Source organism: Cytobacillus sp. Bva_UNVM-123 (genome assembly GCF_046351715.2).
Classification (GTDB): Bacteria; Bacillota; Bacilli; order Bacillales; family Cytobacillaceae; genus Cytobacillus.
In genome coordinates this window covers 4619361-4639454 of sequence record NZ_CM177772.1, presented here as the reverse complement: position 1 = coordinate 4639454, position 20094 = coordinate 4619361, and the positions used below count along the sequence as shown (strand labels likewise).

Here is a 20094-nt window from a genome sequence, read left to right as displayed (position 1 = left end):
ATATTTCATTTAGAGTTCACTAAAAATTCGTTTTGATAATATAGGGAAAATGAGGAGATTTGTCGAATTGATAATTTATATAAATTATTTAGGGGGATATATGGAAATAATTGAAGGGTTTATCAGAAATGGCTTTGAGTGTAAATATCTAGACTTTAAAGAAAAACAATATTCGAAAGAACAGCATGTGGACCTAATTGCTAACATTGTGGCAATGGCCAATTCCCGTCATGAAGGAGACAATTTCATCATTATTGGGGTAAAGGATAGGCCAGATGGAAAAGAAATTAAGGGGATCACTAATGAAGAGTTTGTTGATTCATCTAATTATCCTCAGGTTATTTTAAGTAACATTGAACCAGATATTCCGTTTGATTATTTCAAGTATGAATATGAAGGAACTTTGCTGGGCGTTTTTAGAATATAAAATACAAATAGCAAACCATACATGCTCAGAAGGAAATACAATATAAACTAAATGAAGGTCTGTGCTTAATTCGTAAGGGGTCTTCAAACTCTATAGCAAAACGTAGTGATTTTGATTTTATGTATCAAAACAAAGGTCTATTTGAAGCTGAAATTCTTGAATAAACCCTTTATGGTGTACATGACTTGGATGGTGTGGCATCGATAGATGTACTATTAGCAAATACCACTGAAAACCCGATAACAATCACTACAGGTTATATGAATATATACAATAAAGATAGTATAAAATTATCCCACCATCCCGTAATGGGTATAGATAGTGTGATTGGAGCTGATTTTAAAATAGGTTTACAGCCCAAATCAGAAATAGTAGGAGAATTATTTGTTAGTTTCAGTTCATCTGATCCATTAAGATCAGATATTGATGAATCCGGAGTTGGAAACAATGATTACCGATTTGAACTTTTATTAATCGATGCACGTGGGACCAATACTCCACAACCATAAAAAAAGGAAATATGTTTGTAAATGGTGATTTTCTTTGGAAGGTAAAAAAGCAAAAAGGGATTCCACATAGGTTTCGAACGAATAAAATGAAATTATAATATCCATTAAAAGGTTCAAAAAAATGGTTAATTATTATCTAGAAAAAAATATTAAACACTATTTCTTTTATGAAAAGAAGGGATAAGAGATGTATCTACATAGTTTGAAATTATGGAACTGGCGAAAATTTTCAGTAGGTGAAGATGGAAACCCTGGGATTGAAGTTGAATTTAAGGAAGGGCTAAACATTTTAGTTGGTGAAAATGATTCAGGAAAAACTGCAATTATCGACGCCATCAAAATAATTCTAGGGACAAACAGTCATGAAATTAATTGGGTGACAGAACAAGACTTTAATACAGATAATACCTCATTGAAAATTGAATGTATATTTAAAAAATTAAGTCCACAAGAAGAAGCATATTTTTATGAATGGCTATCACTTCAATCACAAACTTCTGAACTTCGTATTGTAATGGAAGCAGAGATTTATGAAGATATTAATAAACAGAAGAAAATTAAAAGAAGCGTAAAAGCAGGTCCGGAAAATTTAGAAATGGGTATGGAAGATACTGTTCGACAATTATTAGCAGTAACATATCTTAAGCCTTTACGAGATGCTGCTACTGAATTAAACCCCGGTGCACGTTCTCGTGTAGCTCAAGTAGTAAAAAGCTTAAGAGATTTTTCAGATGATAGCACAGAAAAACAACAGATTGTTGATAGTTTTACAAATGCTTTTGATGAATTAAAGAGAGTACTAAATGAACCGGTGTTGAGTAAAATTGGACTAACTGTTAATGAATTCTTTGAGGAAAATAATAGGAAAGAACCTGAGATAAAGAACAGGGAGATGAGTTTCTCAGAAATTTTAAGAAAGTTAGAATTGAACTTAGGAGAGATTGGAACTGGCTTAGGAAGCTCCAACTTATTATTTATGGCTGTTGAATTATTGTTGCTCAGTGAAACAGAAGTGGGACCAAAAATTGCTTTGATAGAAGAGATAGAGGCCCATATTCATCCACAAGCACAACTACGAGTTATTAAACACTTCGAAAAAAATGCTGATGAATCAGGTATGCAATATATCTTCACATCCCATAGCCCAGTGTTAGCAGCTTCTATATCCTTAGAAAATATTATTTTTATCTTTAATCAACAAGCTTTTCCGATGAACAAAGGCCAAACAAAATTAGAAGCAGATGACTATGAATTTTTAGAAAGGTTTTTAGATGCAACTAAAGCTAATTTATTTTTTGCTAGAGGCGTCATCTTTGTAGAAGGTGATGCAGAGAACTTGTTATTACCATCTATTGCAGAGGTCATTGTCCGACCCTTGCATAAATATGGTGTTTCAATTATTAATGTTGGCAATTTGGCATTTAAACGATATTCATCCATCTTTATTAGAGATGATGTTAATAACCCAATGAATTTTCCAGTTTCTATAATAACCGATTTAGATTTAAAACCAGTTGAGTATTATGAAGAACCTTGTTATTTAAAAGTAGATAGAGAATTAAATAGGAAAATCGCTGACTTTTATGAAAGTGGACAATTAAAAAGTCAACTAGAAGAAAACATATATGTTCAGATGAAGGATGTAATAAGCAAGTCTAAAACAATTTATGGTGAAAAAATAAGAGCTGAATTCTCAGGGGCAGAACTGAAGCAAAAGTTTAAAGAAATAGGTATAAGTATAGAATCATTGTTGCAAACTGTAGAACCAAATTTTAATGAATGTAAAATAGGTAAAGAGAATGAAATTAAAGAAAGATACTTCAATAATGTGGAACAAACAAAAGTATATATCTCTCAACCATGGACGTTAGAGCATTCTATAGCACATAGTGATTTAAGGGAAGAATTTGAAGATATTTTACTAAAATGTCACTATGTCCAAGAATCAAACAGACAGGAACAAAAGCAAATATGGGAAGCGATAGTAGACCCCGTTGAAAGGGCCACGAAAGTTTATTCTTTTTTATTGAAAAAGGAAGTTTCTAAATCTATAGTAGCTCAACAATTTGCGAAATTCCTGATAGACAATAAAGAATCTTTAAAAGATAGATTATTACAAGATCAAGTATTGAAGCACTTAGTAGATGCAATCAAACATGTAACAGGAGGAGAGAACGTTGCAGTTTGATGAATTAGAATATGAACTTGTCGAGAGAATTTTATTGGGTGATGGAAGATTTAATAGTTTGCAAAGAGAGTTTATTGAATTGTTCAAGACAAAAATGATTGTAGCGGGGCCAGGTGCAGGAAAAACAACTGCACTGGCTGCAAAAATAGTATTCTTACTAAGATGCCTAAAAAAAATTGGGAGTAAAGAAGGCGTTTGTATTATTACATATACAAATGTGGCTGTTAATGAGATCAATACTACACTTCAAAAAGCGGGTATCGCGAGCATCTCTCATCCTCATTTTATTGGTACAATACACGAGTTTTTTAATAGGTATTGTGTGCTACCATTTTTTAAAAAAGAGTACAATCATAACACTTTATTTTTTGATGACCAATCTTCTAATGATTTAGAGTTTTATAAAAGATTTCTAACTAGAAGATATTCTTTTATGCAGGATGGCGCAAGGGCATTTATTGCTGGGAAAATTTATGAAAGCACTCTTTACTTTGATAGTTCTCGGGGCTGTATAGATATAGAAAACACCAGCGGATGGGAAAAGTTTGAAAAATATAGGGCTGATGCTTTAGAATCAAAATTCTTACGTAAAAAGCAAGGTTTTTTAGAGTACGATGACACTTTTTTGTTTTCCAAATTATTTTTGACTGACTCACATTATAGAGAATTGCTTAGAAATCGCTTTAAATATATATTTATCGACGAATTTCAAGATACAACTCCTACAGGAATTGACTTATTGAGAGGAATATTTAATTCACAAGATAACATAATGCAAATAATTGGAGATCCTTATCAAACAATCATGTATGGACAACCAATGCCTGAAATTGATGAGAAACAGATTTTTCAATTAAATATAACAAATCGCTTTGGAAAAGAAATCTCAAAACCTTTGAATTTAATAATGCCTACAGTAAATATTCAAACACCTGAGGAAAAAGTTTCTTTTGCACCAATTATTCTATTGTATGAAGAAGAGAATCAAATATATACAGCATATAAAAAGATTATTACAGAGTACGAACAACAGTCTCAGCCTTTTAAAGACTCTAAAAAGAGCGATAAAGTTTTAGTTTGGAATAAGAGATGGACCTCTAGAATAAAGCCAGGAATAATGTATAGCAATAAGAAGTCTAAGGAGTTAGAGACAATAAGTGTTCACTTAAAACGTTTAGTAATCGAATTTGTATGTAAAAAGATTAGAAACGACAGTGAAAGCATTACTGAATTGAAAAAATGGGTTAAAAACCATAATAGAATCATGGAGTTAAATAAAATATTATTAGATTTCATAAAACTAGGGATTAATGCTGAAAGAAAGCAGCGACTAAAAGTGTTTATAAATGATCTACTACAGGAAAAAGGAGTAACAAGAATTAACATTACGAACTCAATATTTCATGAAATTGAAGATATATTAAATTGTTCGGATAGTAGAGTAGATGGAATTGAACAAACAGAGAACGATGTATTTACCATACATTCTGTAAAAGGTGAAACCTTACGTTCAGCTCTACTTGTAAATTTTGATGAAGGTCCTCTCACGGATATACTTTTTCATAGATATGGGATTCTCAGTGATATTGGTTATAGATATACAGACCACAATTTATTATATGTAGCAATTAGTAGAGTTACACATCTATTTGTATATGCACTCCATAAGGATCTTTGTACTGAAGAAGTACGTGAGAAAATGAAAGGAGAATGGATAATAAAGGAATGTTAGTTTGAAATTCATGGTAGTTAATTCTAACACGCCTAAACAAGAAAAAGATAATTTTTATATTTATGAAAAATCCATAATACAATTACCTAAATACTTATTCTTTTAGAGATAAAAGTATAAAGGAAAGAAGTAGGTTTGAAATTCAAAAATTCTTTCTTGGAATTTATGGGAGGTTACTTATAATATCAAATTCATCGGTCTTTGAACCATGACCAATAAAAGAAATTTAAGTTACAAAAGTAGTAAGAAAAAATAAACGTTACAGATAATATAATTTCAATCATTGATATAATAGGGTTTTTTGTAGAAAGTACGATAGCAGTTTTAATAGAAAGAATAATATTTTTATAAGGGCAGCGTTACAAAATGAAAACTAATAAATATAATGATTTCATAAGATCTTTGTTTGAAGACCCCAGTTCGTTCTATTCTGCAACAGATTTGAACGAAGAACTTTGTAATAGATTCAACATAAGCAATAACTATTCAAGACAGTTAGTACGAAGAGCAACCCAAAATAATATTATTAAATCAAGTATGCCTTTTAGCTTCAGTAAAGGACAATATTTCTATATGCATCCATCTAGTTCCTTAAACTTAGCAACAATTAAAGAGATTTCTAAACAATATAGAAAGCCGTTATTCAGGCTACTTTCACTATTGGAAATCAACGAAGGAATTGTCTCTATGTACGAGGCTATCAAAATAACATCTACTCCTATTAGCAACTTCGAGAAATACAAAACGGTTTCGTTAAAGGAAGATTTAAAAAGGTTAGTCAGCTATGACTTTATTACAATAAAGACTTTAGCTACTGGTGAACGGTTTATTCTTAAAAGTTCTGAAGTTGCGGTTTGTGATGAGCTGATTTCTAAGCATCAAGAAAAGATGAGAGAAGATACAATTTTAATTGTAGATATATTACGTTGGTTCTCGAACCATGGTTTTATTTCGGAACGCCCAATTTACAGAAGTAAAGATAACCCTAGTCAGGGCGCTGTATTTAATGATTTCCTTTTTGATTTTCATTCTTTTACAAAAACAACTGGATTCCATTTTGGCGATTTAAATAAAGAAGATTCAAGTTCTATCGTTGTCGCCGATATTTTACTTTATAGAACCTATTCAGACATTGATTTACAATCGTTTTATGAACGTATTCAATTAATTAGGAACAGTACTAAGCCAGAAAATGGTCCGAGAAAAGTAGTGCCAATAATTGTTTACATGGATATTGAAGATGAGACAAAAAAACAATTAAAAAAGCTGCATATTCTTAATTTTTCGTTGGAATCTTTACTAGGATTTAAGGTGCGAAGGATTCTCAATAACATTCAATCTTTAAGAAGATTAATACAGGACAACTTTCACTTGTCGGAAATCGATAGTGTGAAAATTATTCAGACGGTACAAGAGTCACTTGATACAATTGAAGAAAGTGGTCAAAATGAGAACTTGCAAAATATTAAAGGCGATCTATTTGAAACACTAATGTTTACTATCTTTACAAACCTATTCCCAAAGGATTATGTCGAGCATTCTGTATATATAAAAAATCCTGATGAACCCACTAAGCAACCGTATGAATACGATCTTGTAATTAAAACCAGGAACGAAATAATAATAGTAGAACTAAAGGGCTTCAAGATTTCAACTATTATTAATCTGGGATCGAAGGATGAAAAGAATACTATACAGTGGTTCTTCGGAAAAACCTATCCAATTGCTAAAAAACATTTCTTAAAAAGCAGTGGATTGGAAAAACACCAAATAAAAGCCTGTTACATTACTAGTGCGAATTTTTCTGATGAAGCAAAAGAAAAACTAGAAGAGTTTAATAATACAAGGGTGAAACCCACTAACTTTGATTGCTTTTATGATCGTAAGAAACTGCTTAAGCTTCTGAAAAAACATGATGGTCTAGCTGATATTAGAGAGACAACTGGTTTTATAAAGACACTTGAAAAATATTATCTTATTGAAAAGAGATAGAGTTTTAGAGGGAAGGGAGCATTTTTATGAATAATTTTAAGAAGTTACATGGAAATATTTTAATCATACTCTTTCTAAGTCAGAAGCCTTTCATACATAAAAATTGAAAGATGTTTTTCTCAGTCAATTAGGACAGAACGCATTTATTTTTTCCGCTCGATTATGAATGAAAAAAAACACAACTGAAATTAAAGCCTCATTCCGGAATTAAATGAAAAAAATCAATATTAAATGGTGGCAGCCTCAACACTAGATTCCGGAAGTTAATGAAAAATTAAATTTGATGTGATTTTTCATTAACTTCTGGAATCTGTTCTAATTTATTTGGAATAGTTCCTTGTCCAGTCGCAACGTCTGCAATAGCACATCCTGTGCGTCGGAAAACCCCCACTGATTGAAGTTTCACTTTATTATTCAATTTTTTCGAGGAACATTTAATGCTTTTGTGCGTCTTTTGTCATATTACTATCCTAAAAATACAAATTCTAAAAAAACTAACCATACACCTGATTTAAAAAATCAAGGATATGGTTAGTTGTAATGCGTACACGTGAAGATTTGCTTATTTTTATTTCAGGATTACAAAGTAAATTTATCAATTGCTTGCTTTAAGATATTAATTTCATCATTTAATTTCGAAGCTGACTCAGTAACTACTTGGATAGCTCTCTGCTGCTCATCGATAGAGGAAGTAACTTGTTCAGCAGATGCTGCTGTTTCCTCACTAACTGCAGCAATACTTTCGATCGAGCTAGCAATTTTATCCTTTGACTCCATAAGAGCATCAACCCCTGATGCTGCTTCAGAAATAGCAGTCAAAATCGTATTGACAGAGGACTCAATATCTTGGAAGGATGATTCAGTGCTGCTCACAGCCTGATTTTGCTCATTCACAATCACTAATGTATTCTCCATCTCATCATTCACAATCCGTGTTTCTGTTTCTACCGCATTCAAAGTATCTTTGACTCGCTCTGTTGCTTCAGATGTTTGTTCTGCTAGCTTTCTTACTTCCTCGGCAACAACAGCAAATCCTTTACCATGCTCTCCCGCTCTTGCTGCTTCAATACTTGCATTAAGGGCCAATAAATTAGTTTGAGCAGAAATATCGTTGATAACCCCAACAATGCTTTCAATATCCTTTACTTTACCAATTAAACTATCAATTACCTGTTGAACATGATTAATAAGATCAAAGGTTTGAACTGATTTCTCTTTAAGGAAGTGAATATTTTCCAATCCTTTTTCATTAGCTAACTGCATTACCTGTGAAGAATCCAGCATATGATTATTTTTTTCATGTACATGGATAATTTGGTTTGCAAACTGTACTGTCACTTGGTTTGTATCATCTGCATCAGACGCTTGCTGAACAGAGCCTCGCGAAACTTCTTCAATAGCTCGAGCAATTTCATCCCCGGAGGCTGTTGTCTCTTCTGCCACTGCTGTTAAATTTAATGAGGTTGAGTGAATTTCATTAATTGAATTCTCAACATTCCCAATTAAACTTTTTAAATGATGAACCATTTGATTGAAGCTAATATTCAGTGAACCTATTTCGTCTTTTCGTTTCAATTCATCTAATGAAATAGAAAAGTTACCGGTTGCCACTTCATTTACTTTTCTCGAAAGCTCAGTAATAGGATTTGCCAAATGCTTAGAGAATAGTAAAGCAATCGCACTACCAATTATGATTGCTACACTAAATGTGATGAGTAATACATATAATAATTCATTGGCTGGCTTATTAAAGTCCATTTTATAGGTTCCGGCAGCAACTACCCAACCCCATTCTGGATATAACTCAGAATAAGATATTTTTTCCGCTACCTCATCTTTATTATTCGGGAGAATAAAATAAAATGTAGTAAATCCCCCTCCAGACTTAGCCTTTTCTATTTTTTCCTGAATAAATAACTTTCCATTTTTATCTTTTTTATCCCAAAGATTCTGCCCCTCAACCGATGGACTTGCAACCTGTTCCCCATCCAGCCCAATTACATATAAATAGCCATTATCCCCCAAATCAACTGGATTAACAATTTCTCTTGTACCATCTTCCTTTTTCGGTCCAATGATCGTTTTTTTAGCCATTTCTTGGGCTTCATCTAATGTTAAATCCCCATTTTTAACTCCTTCATTTAGAGCATTCATTAATTGAATGGCAGATTCTACACTATTTTTTAGAATCTTCTCCCCCGATTCTTCCAAGCTATTTTTCGAATTCTCATAACTGACAAGGCAAATAATGAGGCTTGGAATTGCAAGTAATAAAAGTAAAATACTAATGAGCTTAAATTTAATCGATTTCATGCTGATTCTCCTCTGTTCGTTAAATACTTCCTATTCGTTTTCTTATACCATGTTCAAGATTAGTAATATTTTATATATCGGAAAAAAAATAGATATTCTTTAAAGGTTTCTAAAAATTTATTAATAAATTTTTCCTATTACAAAAGTATGGGAAGTTTCCATTAACTGCGGTCGATCTTCTTATGATAAACACGTTATTAGTAAATTGAAGCAGATTTATTGAAGGATATGAATAATGAACCGGTGAAAAATGCGCAGGAAATCTTAGCAGTGCTTGGTTATCCACCAGGAGATCGGATGGCTATTTCAATGATATAACGATGAATGCAGTCATCGCCTTCCAACAAGAAAATAATCTTGAAGCAACTGGTGACATCGATCAGAGAACAGCCTCAGCACTCGAACAAGCAGTGCTTAACGTAATAAAAAAAGAAGAAAATGACATCCAGTTGCAAACAGCCATTCACATCCGCTAATCTTATCGTGTCACTTTTACGGTGTCAGGCACCACCCGTGGACAGATCATACCATTTTGTCCACGGGTGGTGCCTGGCACCGTTTGTATGCTTGGGGTAGACAGTAGTAGATAGAGTTTTGGAATTTTGACAGATTAATGACAAACAGTTATAAATTGTATTTTTTAGCACAAATTAAATGTATATTTATCATATCTAATTATATCTAGTTATATTTAGTTATATATAATTATAATTAGTATGATTAAAATCTTTGTAATTGTGATATTTATGGGAGGGAATGAATCATTTTCATCTGGATTTATAAGTTTTATTTTCGAGGAGGATATTAATATGTGGGAGTTATATGACAAGTTAATTAATGAAGTAAAGGAAGATGTAGCTGCTGAAGAAATTATTGTCGGGCAAACTTGGACTGTAACTCGATCAAATTCGATTGGTTTAGCGATGAGTTCACCTCGTCAAGTTATGAGTACTTTTGTCCCTGGAACATGTCAAGGAAAATCTGTGAAGAATTTAGCTAAGCTAGTGAAATCTTGGGACTTCGTTGAAGCCTCAATCGGACTTAGTGCAATCAATTCAACAATCAATAATTACGATACGATTTGTGCTTTGAAAAACTGTGGTTATCATCAATTGCCTTCAGGAAGCGCATTTGATCTTATCAATGAAAAGATAAGCGGGAAAAAAGTTGCAGTTATCGGTCATTTTCCGAATGTAGATGAATTAAGTAAGCATTGCCAATTAACAGTTCTAGAAAGGAAACCTTCATTAGGGGATTTACCTGATCCAGCTGCAGAATATCTTTTGCCAGAGCAGGAGGTTGTTCTTATTACATCATCAACCCTTATTAATAAGACAGCTCCCAGATTACTAGAATTATCGAGAAACGCGGTTACGATCATGCTTGGTCCAAGTACGCCTATATCAACAGTTCTTTTTGAAATGGGTGTTGATATGATTAGCGGTCTTGTTGTTGAAGAAAAGGATCCAGTTTTGCGTTGTATAAAAGAAGGTGGAGGGATTCATCATTTTCAAGGATCCGTTAATTATGTGAACTTAGTAAAAAGCGAATCTCTTTTATCAGATTTAAAAGGTGTGAAAGAATATGAAATTGCTTGATGAATTATTAGAGGAAGCTGCTGCTTACCACGGCCATTTATGTGCGGGGCAAATTCTTGGCGTTAGAATTGGAATGGCTGGGTTAAAGTGGTTAGGTATTGATGAGCCCATCGGGAATAAAAGTTTGATCGTCTATGTGGAAACGGATCGTTGTGCCGCAGATGCTATTCAAACTGTAACTGGCTGTAAGCTTGGAAGACGCTCGTTAAAGCATCTTGATTATGGAAAAATGGCGGCAACCTTTGTCAATATACATACAAATGAAGCCGTTAGAATCTCTGTTCCAGCACATGTTCGTGAATTGGCGAAAGAGTATAGCGCAAATAAGGAAAATCCATTTTTGGAAGCTTATAAGATTATGCCTGATGATAAACTGCTGGCATTTGAAAAAGTAATTGTCCATTTTCAACCGGAGGATTTACCTGGAAAGCCCTTGCGAAGAATTATTTGTGAAAAATGCGGGGAAGAAGTGAATGATGGGCGTGAAGTAGTCATTGATTCAAAAAAGCTATGCAAAGCTTGCTACTCTTCACCTTATTACGAAGTGATTCGCTAGTTGGGAAGTAAAAAGTAATGACTTTTAAATATTGTATGACGATTATACACCCGTTTCCAATTTTTATCACAGAGAAACGGTAAATCAAGAGGGGGACTGTAATGAAATCATTAAATACAACCTCTTTTAAAAAGGAGAATCATATAAAGTTTCTGATACTATCGCTTTTTCTCATCTTTTGCTTTCTTATTTCTTTTGCACTTGGGAAATATCCGATTTCTTCTTTAGAGCTAATAAAAGTATTATCATCAAAGGTTATTACTCTTCCAACAACTTGGAGCTCTGAAGTTGAGACGGTTATTTTTCAAATTCGCTTACCACGTGTAATTGCGGCTGTCTTAATTGGTGCCGCATTATCATGTGCAGGGGCAACCTATCAAGGGTTATTTCAAAATCCGATGGTATCTCCAGATTTATTAGGGGCATCAGCTGGTGCAGGCTTTGGAGCAGCACTAGCGATTTTCCTCGGCTTTAGCAAATATAGCATTTCGATTTCTGCATTTTTCTTTGGAATGGTTACGGTTTTTTTAGTATGGATGATTAGCACAAGGGTAAAAACAAACCCATCTCTAGGATTGATTTTAACAGGAATCATGGTTGGAGCTTTGTTCTCAGCTGGATTATCATACATCAAACTTGTAGCAGATCCGAATAATGAATTGCCTGCGATTACATATTGGTTAATGGGGAGCTTAGCTTCTATTCGTGCAAATGATCTGCTTATAAGTGCAATTCCGATTTTAATTGGTTTAATCCCGCTTATGTTTTTGAGGTGGAAATTAAATGTGATGACAATGGGAGAGGAAGAAGCTAAAACGATGGGCATTAACACGAAAGCGGTTCGTGTTATTGTTATTGCTTGCGCCACATTAATTACAGCGGCAAGTGTTTCAGTCAGTGGAATGATTGGCTGGGTAGGTCTTGTTATTCCTCATTTTACGAGAATGATTGTCGGTGCAGATTTTCGTGTGTTACTGCCAGCTTCGATACTGCTAGGGGCAAGTTTCCTCTTAATAGTTGATAATTTTTCAAGATTATTGGCAACACAGGAAATCCCGCTAGGAATTTTAACAGCATTTGTAGGGGCACCGTTCTTTATGTATCTAATTTTACGCGAGGGAAATAAGCTATGACGATTGAAGTAAATCAGTTGAATTTTCGCTATAGTGAGCGGCAAATTTTAAAGAATATTACGTTTTCTGCAAATCCTGCCGATCTACTATGTGTGCTTGGTCCAAATGGAGTTGGTAAGAGTACTTTATTCCGCTGCATGCTTGGCTTATCCAAAAATTATACGGGCGAAATTTTTATAGAGGGTGAAAGTATTAGGAAGATGAAGACGGTGGAGCTGGCTAAACGGATTGCTTATATTCCACAGTCTCATCATCCAACCTTTAATTTTTCTGTATTAAGCACCGTACTAATGGGTTTAACCGTTCATCTAAAGGGAGCGTCAATGCCAAAAACCATACATGAAGAAGAAGCTTTGGCGGCATTAGACATGCTCGGAATTGCCCATTTATGGAATCGTGGATATGCAGAAATAAGCGGCGGGGAAAGACAGCTTGCTCTCATAGCTCGGGCCATTGTTCAAAAGACAAAAATTCTAGTTATGGATGAGCCAACTGCTAATCTTGATTATGGGAATCAAATGCGTGTGATGGCGAAAGTGAAGGAGCTTGCCAATCAAGGGTATATTATCATTCTATCAACTCATAATCCTGAGCATGCTTTTCTATATGGCAATAAAGCACTCGTTATTTATAAAGGTGAAATTATTGAAATGGGCAATCCAAAGGAAATTGTAACAGAAGGACTATTGCAGCAAGTATATGGGGTAAAGGTAAAGCTTCATGATATTGATACAGGCGATGGTGATGTAAGGGTGATTGTGCCGAATCGGAAGAAAGAGGGAGGTGTAAAGCATGTTCTGGACAGAGAAAAGTACACGGTGGTATAAGCATGCAGCTGAGTATACGGGATATTATCGGGTTATTTATGATGAAATATCCCCGTATATTCACGAGACTGACTCTGTTTGTGATATTGGCTGTGGATTAGGCTATTTAAGTGTTGAAATGGCAAAGAAGGCTAGAATGGTTACCGCTAGTGATTTTGAGGAAAGACCATTGCTTGATCTTGAGGAGAGAAAAAAGCAGGTTAATATAACAAATTTAGAAATTTTACAGAGTGATTGGGCAGAAATTTGTGATGAGCCTCAATGGGACATAGTAGTAAGTAGTTTTTTCAAAAGCAATCTAGCAGATATTAGTAAACTATTAGGTTTTTGTAGAAAGAGATTAATCTTAGTTGTCTCTAATGGAAGTGAAAATTCATTTTTACCGTGGGGTAGGTCAAGGCATTTTGAGAAGAAGGCTGATTCTCTTAAGGAGGGCTTGATTGAAAGGAATATTCCATTTTTATATCAGGATCTTACAGTTCAGTTTGGTCAGCCGCTTTTTTCTCAGAAAGAGATAGTAGAATTTATTAAGCATTATCTACCTGATTGTGAGCAGGAGAAAATAGACTCACATATTCAGAGGAATGTGGAAAAAATTCAAGCTGATTCATATGGAAATGAATATTTTCTTTCGAATAAAAAAGATATTGGGATTTTTATATTATTGAGAAAAAAGAGTTTGGAAAGACAATTTTAGACGAAAATAATTGATTGGGAGGAATTTTGATGAAGTATTTTAAAAGAATTAGTGGGCTATTATTTGCACTTATGCTCATTTTTTCCAGCTTAGCAGGCTGTAATCAAAATAAAGCTGGAAATGAACCACAGGGAGAAAAGGAAGAAGTTGAAGTAGTACAAGAGGAAACTCAAAAAGAAGAGCCAGCTATACAAATGTTTACGGATTCTACTGGAAGAGAGGTTGAGATTCCGACGAATATTACAAAGATTGCACCGTCAGGTCCGTTAGCACAAATGGTTTTATATGCAGTTGCACCAGAAAAGCTGATTGGCTGGGCGAGAAAGCCTTCTGGAGATAGTGAAAAATATTTTAATAAGGAAATCTTAGATTTACCTACCTTTGGAATGTTTTATGGGGACACATTTAATTTAGAAGCATTAATTGCTGCAAAGCCAGATGTTATTATAGATATTGGTGAGGCGAAGAAAACGGTTAAAGAAGATATGGACGAGATCCAAAAAACTACTGGAATTCCAACGATTTTTGTTGAGGCAAAGCTAGACACAATTCCTGAAGCTTTTAAAACATTAGGCGCTCTTCTTTCCGAAGAGGAATATGGAAATACTTTAGCAGCTTATAGTGAGGAAGCCATAAAGGCTGCGAAGGACTTTGTTACAGCAAAACCAGAAAATGAGTGGGTTAAAATCTTTTATGGTATTGGAGAAAGTGGATTAAATACGAATGGCAAAGGTTCTTTCCATGCAGAAATTTTTGATTTTGTCGGCTTGGATAATGTTGCTGTGCTTGATCAGGCTGCAAGTAAGGGTGGAGGAAATGAAGTCTCAATGGAGCAACTGCTTTTATGGCAGCCAGATGTGATTATCTTTGAGCCTAACAGCATGTATGAAAAGGCTCTAGCAGGAGATGCTTTATGGAAGGATTTAAAGGCTGTACAGGAAGGAAAGGTATATGAAGTACCAGTTGGACCATACAATTGGCTCGGCTTCCCACCTTCAATTAATCGAATTTTAGGAATAAAGTGGCTCGGAAATCTTTTTTATCCTGAACAATTCGATTACGACATGCTAAAGGAAACAAAGGAATTCTACCAACTATTCTACCATTATGAGCTAACTGACGAAGAAGCAACAAAACTATTATCCCGTTCTACACTAAAATAGTGCTATCAGAGGTGCCCCAACGGTGCCAGGCACCATCGGTGGACATAATGGAGTGATCTGTCCACGGGCGGTGCCTGGCACCGTTCGTGGAGAAGGATGATACAATTACTTCAATAATAAACAAGTCAATATCAGTAAAACCAGTCGTCCTTTATTCGGATGACTGGTTTTGCTGTTTATGCAAATTTTGTAAGGGTTACTTATTCTATTAGAGGTCCATTTAATTGAGGAAGAATTTCAAGGGAAATTGAATACCTATGGTACTGCTAGTGTGGAGTTTGTGAAAGATTGTTGTACTTAATCTATAGAGGGGGGTAAAAAAAGGAATTTTTTATTTTTACATTATGTAATCAAAATAATTTTTTAGAAACTATGATGCTTGTCCAATCAAATCTTGTCAAAAAAAATATATATACATAGAGAAGATTATTCTTTCCTAAAGTAATCGGATACAGAGGCAGTAGCTTTATATTGCATATAGTGAGTTGCACTTTCCTCATCATTGTATGAGAGAGCTTTTTTTGTGTGAGACAGCTATTAACTTGTAAAAGTCTGATTAGTTTAGGTTAATCATCCCTTTTTTCTCAAAAACTTCTGAAATGGAAGGAGGTTGAACTTATGCCTCGTTTTGAAGATGAATTCGAAAGAAGGAGACGTGAATTTGGAGAAGACTTCGATGACGACTTCGAAGATGATTTTTTTGACGATGATTTCGACGATGACTTCGATGAAGACTTTTTTGATGATGATTTCGATGGCGACTTCGAGGGAACGAGAAGAAGAAAAAGAAGACGGGAAGTCGTAACAGGAAGAAGAAGACAAAAAGTCAAAACAGGAAGAAGAAGAGCATTTTAATAAGGAACTGATAAATAGTGTTCAAAGAGCCAACAGGCTCTTTTTTTAAAAAAAAGGCTGTTTTTATTGATTGTTGAAATACAGCATCAAGATAGTATCCAGTAGATTCAAAAAAATGAACATGGGAACTGCTTCAACGATCAATTTGACCTCCAATCAAGATAACAGTAGGATTTCCTTTTTAATAAAGCCACGATCGGGTTCGATTGTTGACTACATAGATAGTAAATAATCAAACCTTTTTATAAAAAATGTTATTGGGAAAAATATAAAGTGCCTGTTTTTAGCGATTTTTTTCAAAAGTAGGCTCTTTTATTCATTTACTAGCCTCTTAACATACAAAGGGAATTCAACTATAAAGTTTATCTTTTTATCTTTGTATTCTACATACATTCTCCCCTCATGCAATTCCACAATCCTCTTTGAAATTGCAAGCCCTAGTCCAGCACCATTATTACTTATTCTAGCTTTATCCCCCATAAAAAAACGCTCAAATAATTTGTATAAATCAATACTAGGAGGTTTTTCAACTTCATTTGAAATTTCAAAGATTGCCCGATCTCCTTTATTATGAAGACTAATAGTAACCTCTGATGGTTTATCGCTATACTTTATGGCGTTACTAATAAGGTTATCAAAGACACGAACCAATTTTTCTGCATCCATTAGAATTGAAATATCTGCATCTTCGATTGATTTCATAACACTCAATTGTTCCTTCTCAAAAATGGGAAGATATTCTCCTACTATTTGTTCTAACAGACCTCTCATGTCTACAATGTTTTTATTTAACTTATAATTTGGATTGGATAATCGAGTGTATTCAAACAGCTCATCAATTAATAATTTTAGTCGATTTGATTTTAAATACGTTATTTCTAAATATTCCTGTAATTGGTCTTTGTTCGTATATTCTCCTCTTTTTAATAAATCTAAGTATCCAATAATCGAGGTCAATGGTGTTCGTAAATCGTGAGAAACATTCGTAATGAGTTCGTTCTTTTCCCGTTCTAATTGTCTTTCATATTGAAATTTATTATCTAATTCCATAGACATGTAATTAATGTTTTTGGCAAGTTGGGTCAATTCGTCCTTTCCTCTCATATCAATGGTTAGCCCCATTTCACCATTTGCAATATGATGAATACTTTCGGAGATTAATTTAAGATAAGCCAGTTTTTTTCTTATCAAAAATATAAAGGTCATAATAAAAGTTGAAATGGAAAATAACAATACAAGTACTATTAATAAGTAATATATTGATATATGAACATCTATTGGTTGTTTATCTTGAAAAAAGTAGCTAATCATGCGTATAACAGCCAAAAAGGAGGCTATAGAGATAAATAAACTCACTGAAATGGCCCCAAGTAAATGTAAAGCAATTCTATCTCTTAGTTTTATACTTTTCATATTTTATATCCTACTCCCCAAACTGTTTTAATATATATAGGGTGTTTTGGATCTTCTTCTATTTTATCTCTGATTTTTGTAATATGGACCATTACGTTATTATCAGACTTAAAAAAATCTTCCTTCCACACGGCTTCATAGATTTTTTGCACACTAAGAACAATTCCTTTGTTGCGAGCAAGCAGTTCTAATATATCAAACTCCTTAGGGGTCAGCCTGACTTCTTTTTTTTGAACGTAAACTTGTCTAGTATCTACATTTATTTGCAAGGAACCTATTTCCATAATGTTTTTATTTTTTCTTATACTAGTATTATATTTATTTGATCTCCTTAGTTGGGATTTGACTCTGGCTATCAACTCCAAAGGATTAAATGGTTTTGATAAATAATCATCAGCACCAGAAGTAAGACCTTGAATTTTATCCATATCTTCTGACTTTGCAGAAAGCATAATAATCGGCATGTTTCGTTCTTCTCTGATTTTGATACAAGCTTGTATTCCATCCATTTTTGGCATCATAATATCTAAGATGATTAAATCAAAATCATATTCTTCTAAAAGTTGTAAGCCTTCTAAAGCATCTTCAGCTCTATGAGTTTGCATACCTTCATTTTCTAAGTAAATGCTAATAAGATTCCTAATTTCTTTATCATCATCTATAATAAGTATTTTGGGTTTCATCGATTTCCTCCAATTCCTTTTCTATTCGCATACAAGTCAGGATATAAGCGGGGGGCAGATTTCTATATTCTCTTTTCACACTAATAGTAGGAAAATACTGTCTCAATAGTGAAATTTTAAACTTCGTATATTGGAAAGTTATAAATCTCCCGCCTATTTTTATTACTTTCAATGTACTTGACAAAATATTGTTTGATACATGATTTGGTAAACTAGCAAATGGTAGTCCAGAAATAATATAGTCTGCGTAAGGAATTTGGTAATCATTTAAGTATTCTTCAATATACTCAGCAGAACCATGAATGATAATTAATTTTTTTTCATTAGAAAACTTTTCTTTAAGTACATGATAAAATGCTTTGTTATTTTCGATTAAAACAACTACAGTACTGGCATTTCTTCTCGCAAGGATTTTTTCAGTGAAAACTCCTGTTCCTGGTCCATACTCAACAATATACTTCGATTTCTCAAAATTGACTTCTTCCAACATTTTATCACGGAGATATCTTGAACTTGGAAGTATTGCTCCAATTTTACTGGGATTAACAATATATTGACTTATAAAGGATAATATTTCCATTTACTAACTCCTTAAGATATGAATTTATAGTTAAACTATAAAATTCAAATCTTAAGGATTACTCAAAAAAAACATTAAGAATTCTTAAGCTTTTGGAACAAAAAAGTCTGCGATAACTCTTTTAATATAGTACCGTTGTTTATTCATTTATGTTAAAGTTTATTTGTCTAAAAATTATAAATACTAATTTATAGACAATTTTTGCGAAGGGCGTAGTTATGGTGATAAATAAAAAATATTTAAGTAAGAAAGATAGCAAGGGGAATTTGGCTATTTAATCGAGCATTTCCCTAACACGAGAAAGGGGAAAATTATTTTGAAGCAAACATTGTTAATCATTGATGCCCAACAAGAATTAATTGATGGTAATAGCGAAGCAAATGAGGTTTTTCGTAAAGAGAAGCTTATTAGCAATATCAATTTAGTGATTGAAAAAGCAAGAGAATCCGATGTGCCTGTTGTGTTTGTAAGGGACATCGATGTAGCTGAAGGCAGAGGTGCTGGATTTCAAGTTCATAATGAAATTAATGTACCTGCGGAGGCAAAAATATTCGATAAGGCTGCAACAAATTCCTTCCATAATACAGGTCTTCTCGATCATTTACGCTCTCAGGAAATTGAACATATTGTTATCATGGGTTGTTCTACACAGTACTGTATAGATACTGCTGTCAGAACAGCGACGATAAGTGGTTTGGATGTCACATTAGTCGGTGATGGACATTCAACTACGGATAGTGATGTTTTAAGTGCAGAACAAATTATCAAGCATCATAATAAGACTCTTCATGGACATTATAATGTTGAACACTTTTCAATGGTCAGAAATGCTGATGAAGACCTGTTTGATCCAACTCATGACACGTATAGGTCATAATAAAAAATACAATTAAACAAAAGTTTGCAAAGCTGCGATAGAAAACAATCCGGACTTTCAGTTGGAAAGTCCGGATTTTATCTTTTCAATTCAAAAACAGTTCAGTATTGATGAACTCTTCCTAGTTAATAAATCCATACAAGAAACCGAGGATAATGAACAATCGTATTTTATAATAAAGAATTATTATGGGGGCGAATAAGGCAATTATGGCAAAGTATGAAAAGACAATTATTGGTCAATTTGATGAAGTGATTAATCAGTTGGAAAATAATATTGGTAATAGTGGAATAAGTATGAAATTAGTTGATGAAAGCAACTACACTATTGGAGATACTAAAATAGCAGTTCGAGTTTATGATAAATATTTTATGAGAAATGGAAACAGAGCAAGTTTGAGCCTTACTGTAGTAGGGAATAACAGTAATATTTTCATTTCAGCAATTGGCGCAGGTGGGGGACAAGGTGTTTTTTTCAACTTTAGTCTCGGTGCCGAAGATGATATGGTCGCAATTGTACAAAAAAGTATAGAACAAATGGAATAATTATTA

At 33.6% G+C, this 20094-nt stretch carries 19 protein-coding genes; 15 read left to right on the top strand and 4 right to left on the bottom strand.

The genetic code is table 11. The features are described 5' to 3' along the window. Positions 1 to 100: 100 nt before the first annotated feature. From KDN24_RS23830 to KDN24_RS23810, 5 genes are all read left to right on the top strand, one after another. Positions 101 to 427, top strand: a complete 327-nt coding sequence (locus KDN24_RS23830; RefSeq protein WP_409973352.1) for an ATP-binding protein — start codon at positions 101 to 103, stop codon at positions 425 to 427. A 185-nt stretch (positions 428 to 612) separates the two neighbouring features. Continuing rightward, a complete protein-coding gene (locus KDN24_RS23825; protein WP_409973353.1) occupies positions 613 to 936 on the top strand; it encodes a hypothetical protein in 324 nt (107 codons plus the stop codon). Positions 937 to 1123: 187 nt separating this feature from the next. Next, a complete protein-coding gene (locus tag KDN24_RS23820) occupies positions 1124 to 3124 on the top strand; it encodes an ATP-dependent nuclease (protein ID WP_409973354.1) in 2001 nt (666 codons plus the stop codon). Beyond that, positions 3114 to 4856 carry a UvrD-helicase domain-containing protein gene (locus KDN24_RS23815; protein ID WP_409973355.1) on the top strand — a complete coding sequence of 581 codons (1743 nt, stop codon included), beginning with the start codon at positions 3114 to 3116 and terminating at the stop codon, positions 4854 to 4856. The genes KDN24_RS23820 and KDN24_RS23815 overlap by 11 nt, the downstream gene beginning before the upstream one ends. A 366-nt stretch (positions 4857 to 5222) precedes the next feature. After that, positions 5223 to 6848 carry a hypothetical protein gene (locus KDN24_RS23810; RefSeq protein WP_409973356.1) on the top strand — a complete coding sequence of 542 codons (1626 nt, stop codon included), beginning with the start codon at positions 5223 to 5225 and terminating at the stop codon, positions 6846 to 6848. A gap of 579 nt (positions 6849 to 7427) precedes the next feature. On the opposite strand, the gene KDN24_RS23805 is transcribed toward KDN24_RS23810, so the two are convergent. Then, positions 7428 to 9161 carry a methyl-accepting chemotaxis protein gene (locus KDN24_RS23805; protein ID WP_491348197.1) on the bottom strand — a complete coding sequence of 578 codons (1734 nt, stop codon included), beginning with the start codon at positions 9159 to 9161 and terminating at the stop codon, positions 7428 to 7430. A gap of 320 nt (positions 9162 to 9481) precedes the next feature. On the opposite strand from KDN24_RS23805, the gene KDN24_RS23800 reads away from it, so the two are divergent. The 8 genes from KDN24_RS23800 (at position 9482) to KDN24_RS23765 (ending at position 15990) form a co-directional block, all read left to right on the top strand. Next, positions 9482 to 9637, top strand: a complete 156-nt coding sequence (locus KDN24_RS23800) for a peptidoglycan-binding domain-containing protein (protein WP_409973359.1) — start codon at positions 9482 to 9484, stop codon at positions 9635 to 9637. Positions 9638 to 9970: 333 nt separating this feature from the next. Continuing rightward, positions 9971 to 10759 carry a Rossmann-like domain-containing protein gene (locus tag KDN24_RS23795; RefSeq protein ID WP_409973360.1) on the top strand — a complete coding sequence of 263 codons (789 nt, stop codon included), beginning with the start codon at positions 9971 to 9973 and terminating at the stop codon, positions 10757 to 10759. Then, positions 10746 to 11315, top strand: coding sequence for an FmdE family protein (locus tag KDN24_RS23790; protein WP_409973361.1), 570 nt, complete (start codon positions 10746 to 10748; stop codon positions 11313 to 11315). The genes KDN24_RS23795 and KDN24_RS23790 overlap by 14 nt, the downstream gene beginning before the upstream one ends. Before the next feature lie 101 nt (positions 11316 to 11416). Next, positions 11417 to 12448: a FecCD family ABC transporter permease gene (locus KDN24_RS23785; protein ID WP_491348196.1), complete on the top strand. Its 1032-nt coding sequence runs from the start codon at positions 11417 to 11419 to the stop codon at positions 12446 to 12448. Continuing rightward, positions 12445 to 13275 (top strand): ABC transporter ATP-binding protein, encoded by an 831-nt coding sequence (locus KDN24_RS23780; RefSeq protein WP_409973363.1) that lies wholly within the window; start codon positions 12445 to 12447, stop codon positions 13273 to 13275. Before KDN24_RS23785 ends, KDN24_RS23780 begins: the two co-directional genes overlap by 4 nt. Continuing rightward, complete coding sequence (locus KDN24_RS23775) at positions 13241 to 13972, top strand: class I SAM-dependent methyltransferase (protein WP_409973364.1); 732 nt, start codon at positions 13241 to 13243, stop codon at positions 13970 to 13972. The genes KDN24_RS23780 and KDN24_RS23775 overlap by 35 nt, the downstream gene beginning before the upstream one ends. 29 nt (positions 13973 to 14001) lie before the next feature. Beyond that, positions 14002 to 15135, top strand: a complete 1134-nt coding sequence (locus KDN24_RS23770; protein ID WP_409973365.1) for an ABC transporter substrate-binding protein — start codon at positions 14002 to 14004, stop codon at positions 15133 to 15135. A gap of 618 nt (positions 15136 to 15753) precedes the next feature. Beyond that, positions 15754 to 15990 carry a hypothetical protein gene (locus KDN24_RS23765; protein WP_409973366.1) on the top strand — a complete coding sequence of 79 codons (237 nt, stop codon included), beginning with the start codon at positions 15754 to 15756 and terminating at the stop codon, positions 15988 to 15990. 312 nt (positions 15991 to 16302) lie between these two features. On the opposite strand, the gene KDN24_RS23760 is transcribed toward KDN24_RS23765, so the two are convergent. The 3 genes from KDN24_RS23760 to KDN24_RS23750 are packed head-to-tail and all read right to left on the bottom strand — an operon-like array spanning position 16303 to position 18666. Then, on the bottom strand, positions 16303 to 17403 hold the full coding sequence (locus tag KDN24_RS23760) for a sensor histidine kinase (protein ID WP_409973367.1): 1101 nt from the start codon (positions 17401 to 17403) through the stop codon (positions 16303 to 16305). Continuing rightward, positions 17400 to 18086: a response regulator transcription factor gene (locus KDN24_RS23755; protein ID WP_409973368.1), complete on the bottom strand. Its 687-nt coding sequence runs from the start codon at positions 18084 to 18086 to the stop codon at positions 17400 to 17402. Before KDN24_RS23755 ends, KDN24_RS23760 begins: the two co-directional genes overlap by 4 nt. Further along, positions 18058 to 18666: a class I SAM-dependent methyltransferase gene (locus tag KDN24_RS23750; protein ID WP_409973369.1), complete on the bottom strand. Its 609-nt coding sequence runs from the start codon at positions 18664 to 18666 to the stop codon at positions 18058 to 18060. The genes KDN24_RS23755 and KDN24_RS23750 overlap by 29 nt, the downstream gene beginning before the upstream one ends. Before the next feature lie 316 nt (positions 18667 to 18982). On the opposite strand from KDN24_RS23750, the gene KDN24_RS23745 reads away from it, so the two are divergent. Both KDN24_RS23745 and KDN24_RS23740 read left to right on the top strand, forming a co-directional pair. Then, positions 18983 to 19543 (top strand): cysteine hydrolase family protein, encoded by a 561-nt coding sequence (locus tag KDN24_RS23745; protein WP_491348195.1) that lies wholly within the window; start codon positions 18983 to 18985, stop codon positions 19541 to 19543. A 209-nt stretch (positions 19544 to 19752) separates the two neighbouring features. Then, positions 19753 to 20088, top strand: a complete 336-nt coding sequence (locus KDN24_RS23740; RefSeq protein ID WP_409973371.1) for a DUF6054 family protein — start codon at positions 19753 to 19755, stop codon at positions 20086 to 20088. The last annotated feature ends 6 nt before the right edge of the window (positions 20089 to 20094 follow it).

Coding starts and splice junctions, on each gene's coding strand:
- KDN24_RS23775 (WP_409973364.1), top strand. CDS start 13,241: ATGTTCTGGACAGAGAAAAGTACACGGTGGTATAAGCATGCAGCTGAG.
- KDN24_RS23760 (WP_409973367.1), bottom strand. CDS start 17,403: ATGAAAAGTATAAAACTAAGAGATAGAATTGCTTTACATTTACTTGGG.
- KDN24_RS23740 (WP_409973371.1), top strand. CDS start 19,753: ATGGCAAAGTATGAAAAGACAATTATTGGTCAATTTGATGAAGTGATT.
- KDN24_RS23750 (WP_409973369.1), bottom strand. CDS start 18,666: ATGGAAATATTATCCTTTATAAGTCAATATATTGTTAATCCCAGTAAA.
- KDN24_RS23780 (WP_409973363.1), top strand. CDS start 12,445: ATGACGATTGAAGTAAATCAGTTGAATTTTCGCTATAGTGAGCGGCAA.
- KDN24_RS23820 (WP_409973354.1), top strand. CDS start 1,124: ATGTATCTACATAGTTTGAAATTATGGAACTGGCGAAAATTTTCAGTA.
- KDN24_RS23805 (WP_491348197.1), bottom strand. CDS start 9,161: ATGAAATCGATTAAATTTAAGCTCATTAGTATTTTACTTTTATTACTT.
- KDN24_RS23800 (WP_409973359.1), top strand. CDS start 9,482: ATGAATGCAGTCATCGCCTTCCAACAAGAAAATAATCTTGAAGCAACT.
- KDN24_RS23755 (WP_409973368.1), bottom strand. CDS start 18,086: ATGAAACCCAAAATACTTATTATAGATGATGATAAAGAAATTAGGAAT.
- KDN24_RS23785 (WP_491348196.1), top strand. CDS start 11,417: ATGAAATCATTAAATACAACCTCTTTTAAAAAGGAGAATCATATAAAG.
- KDN24_RS23790 (WP_409973361.1), top strand. CDS start 10,746: ATGAAATTGCTTGATGAATTATTAGAGGAAGCTGCTGCTTACCACGGC.
- KDN24_RS23810 (WP_409973356.1), top strand. CDS start 5,223: ATGAAAACTAATAAATATAATGATTTCATAAGATCTTTGTTTGAAGAC.
- KDN24_RS23765 (WP_409973366.1), top strand. CDS start 15,754: ATGCCTCGTTTTGAAGATGAATTCGAAAGAAGGAGACGTGAATTTGGA.
- KDN24_RS23795 (WP_409973360.1), top strand. CDS start 9,971: ATGTGGGAGTTATATGACAAGTTAATTAATGAAGTAAAGGAAGATGTA.
- KDN24_RS23770 (WP_409973365.1), top strand. CDS start 14,002: ATGAAGTATTTTAAAAGAATTAGTGGGCTATTATTTGCACTTATGCTC.
- KDN24_RS23830 (WP_409973352.1), top strand. CDS start 101: ATGGAAATAATTGAAGGGTTTATCAGAAATGGCTTTGAGTGTAAATAT.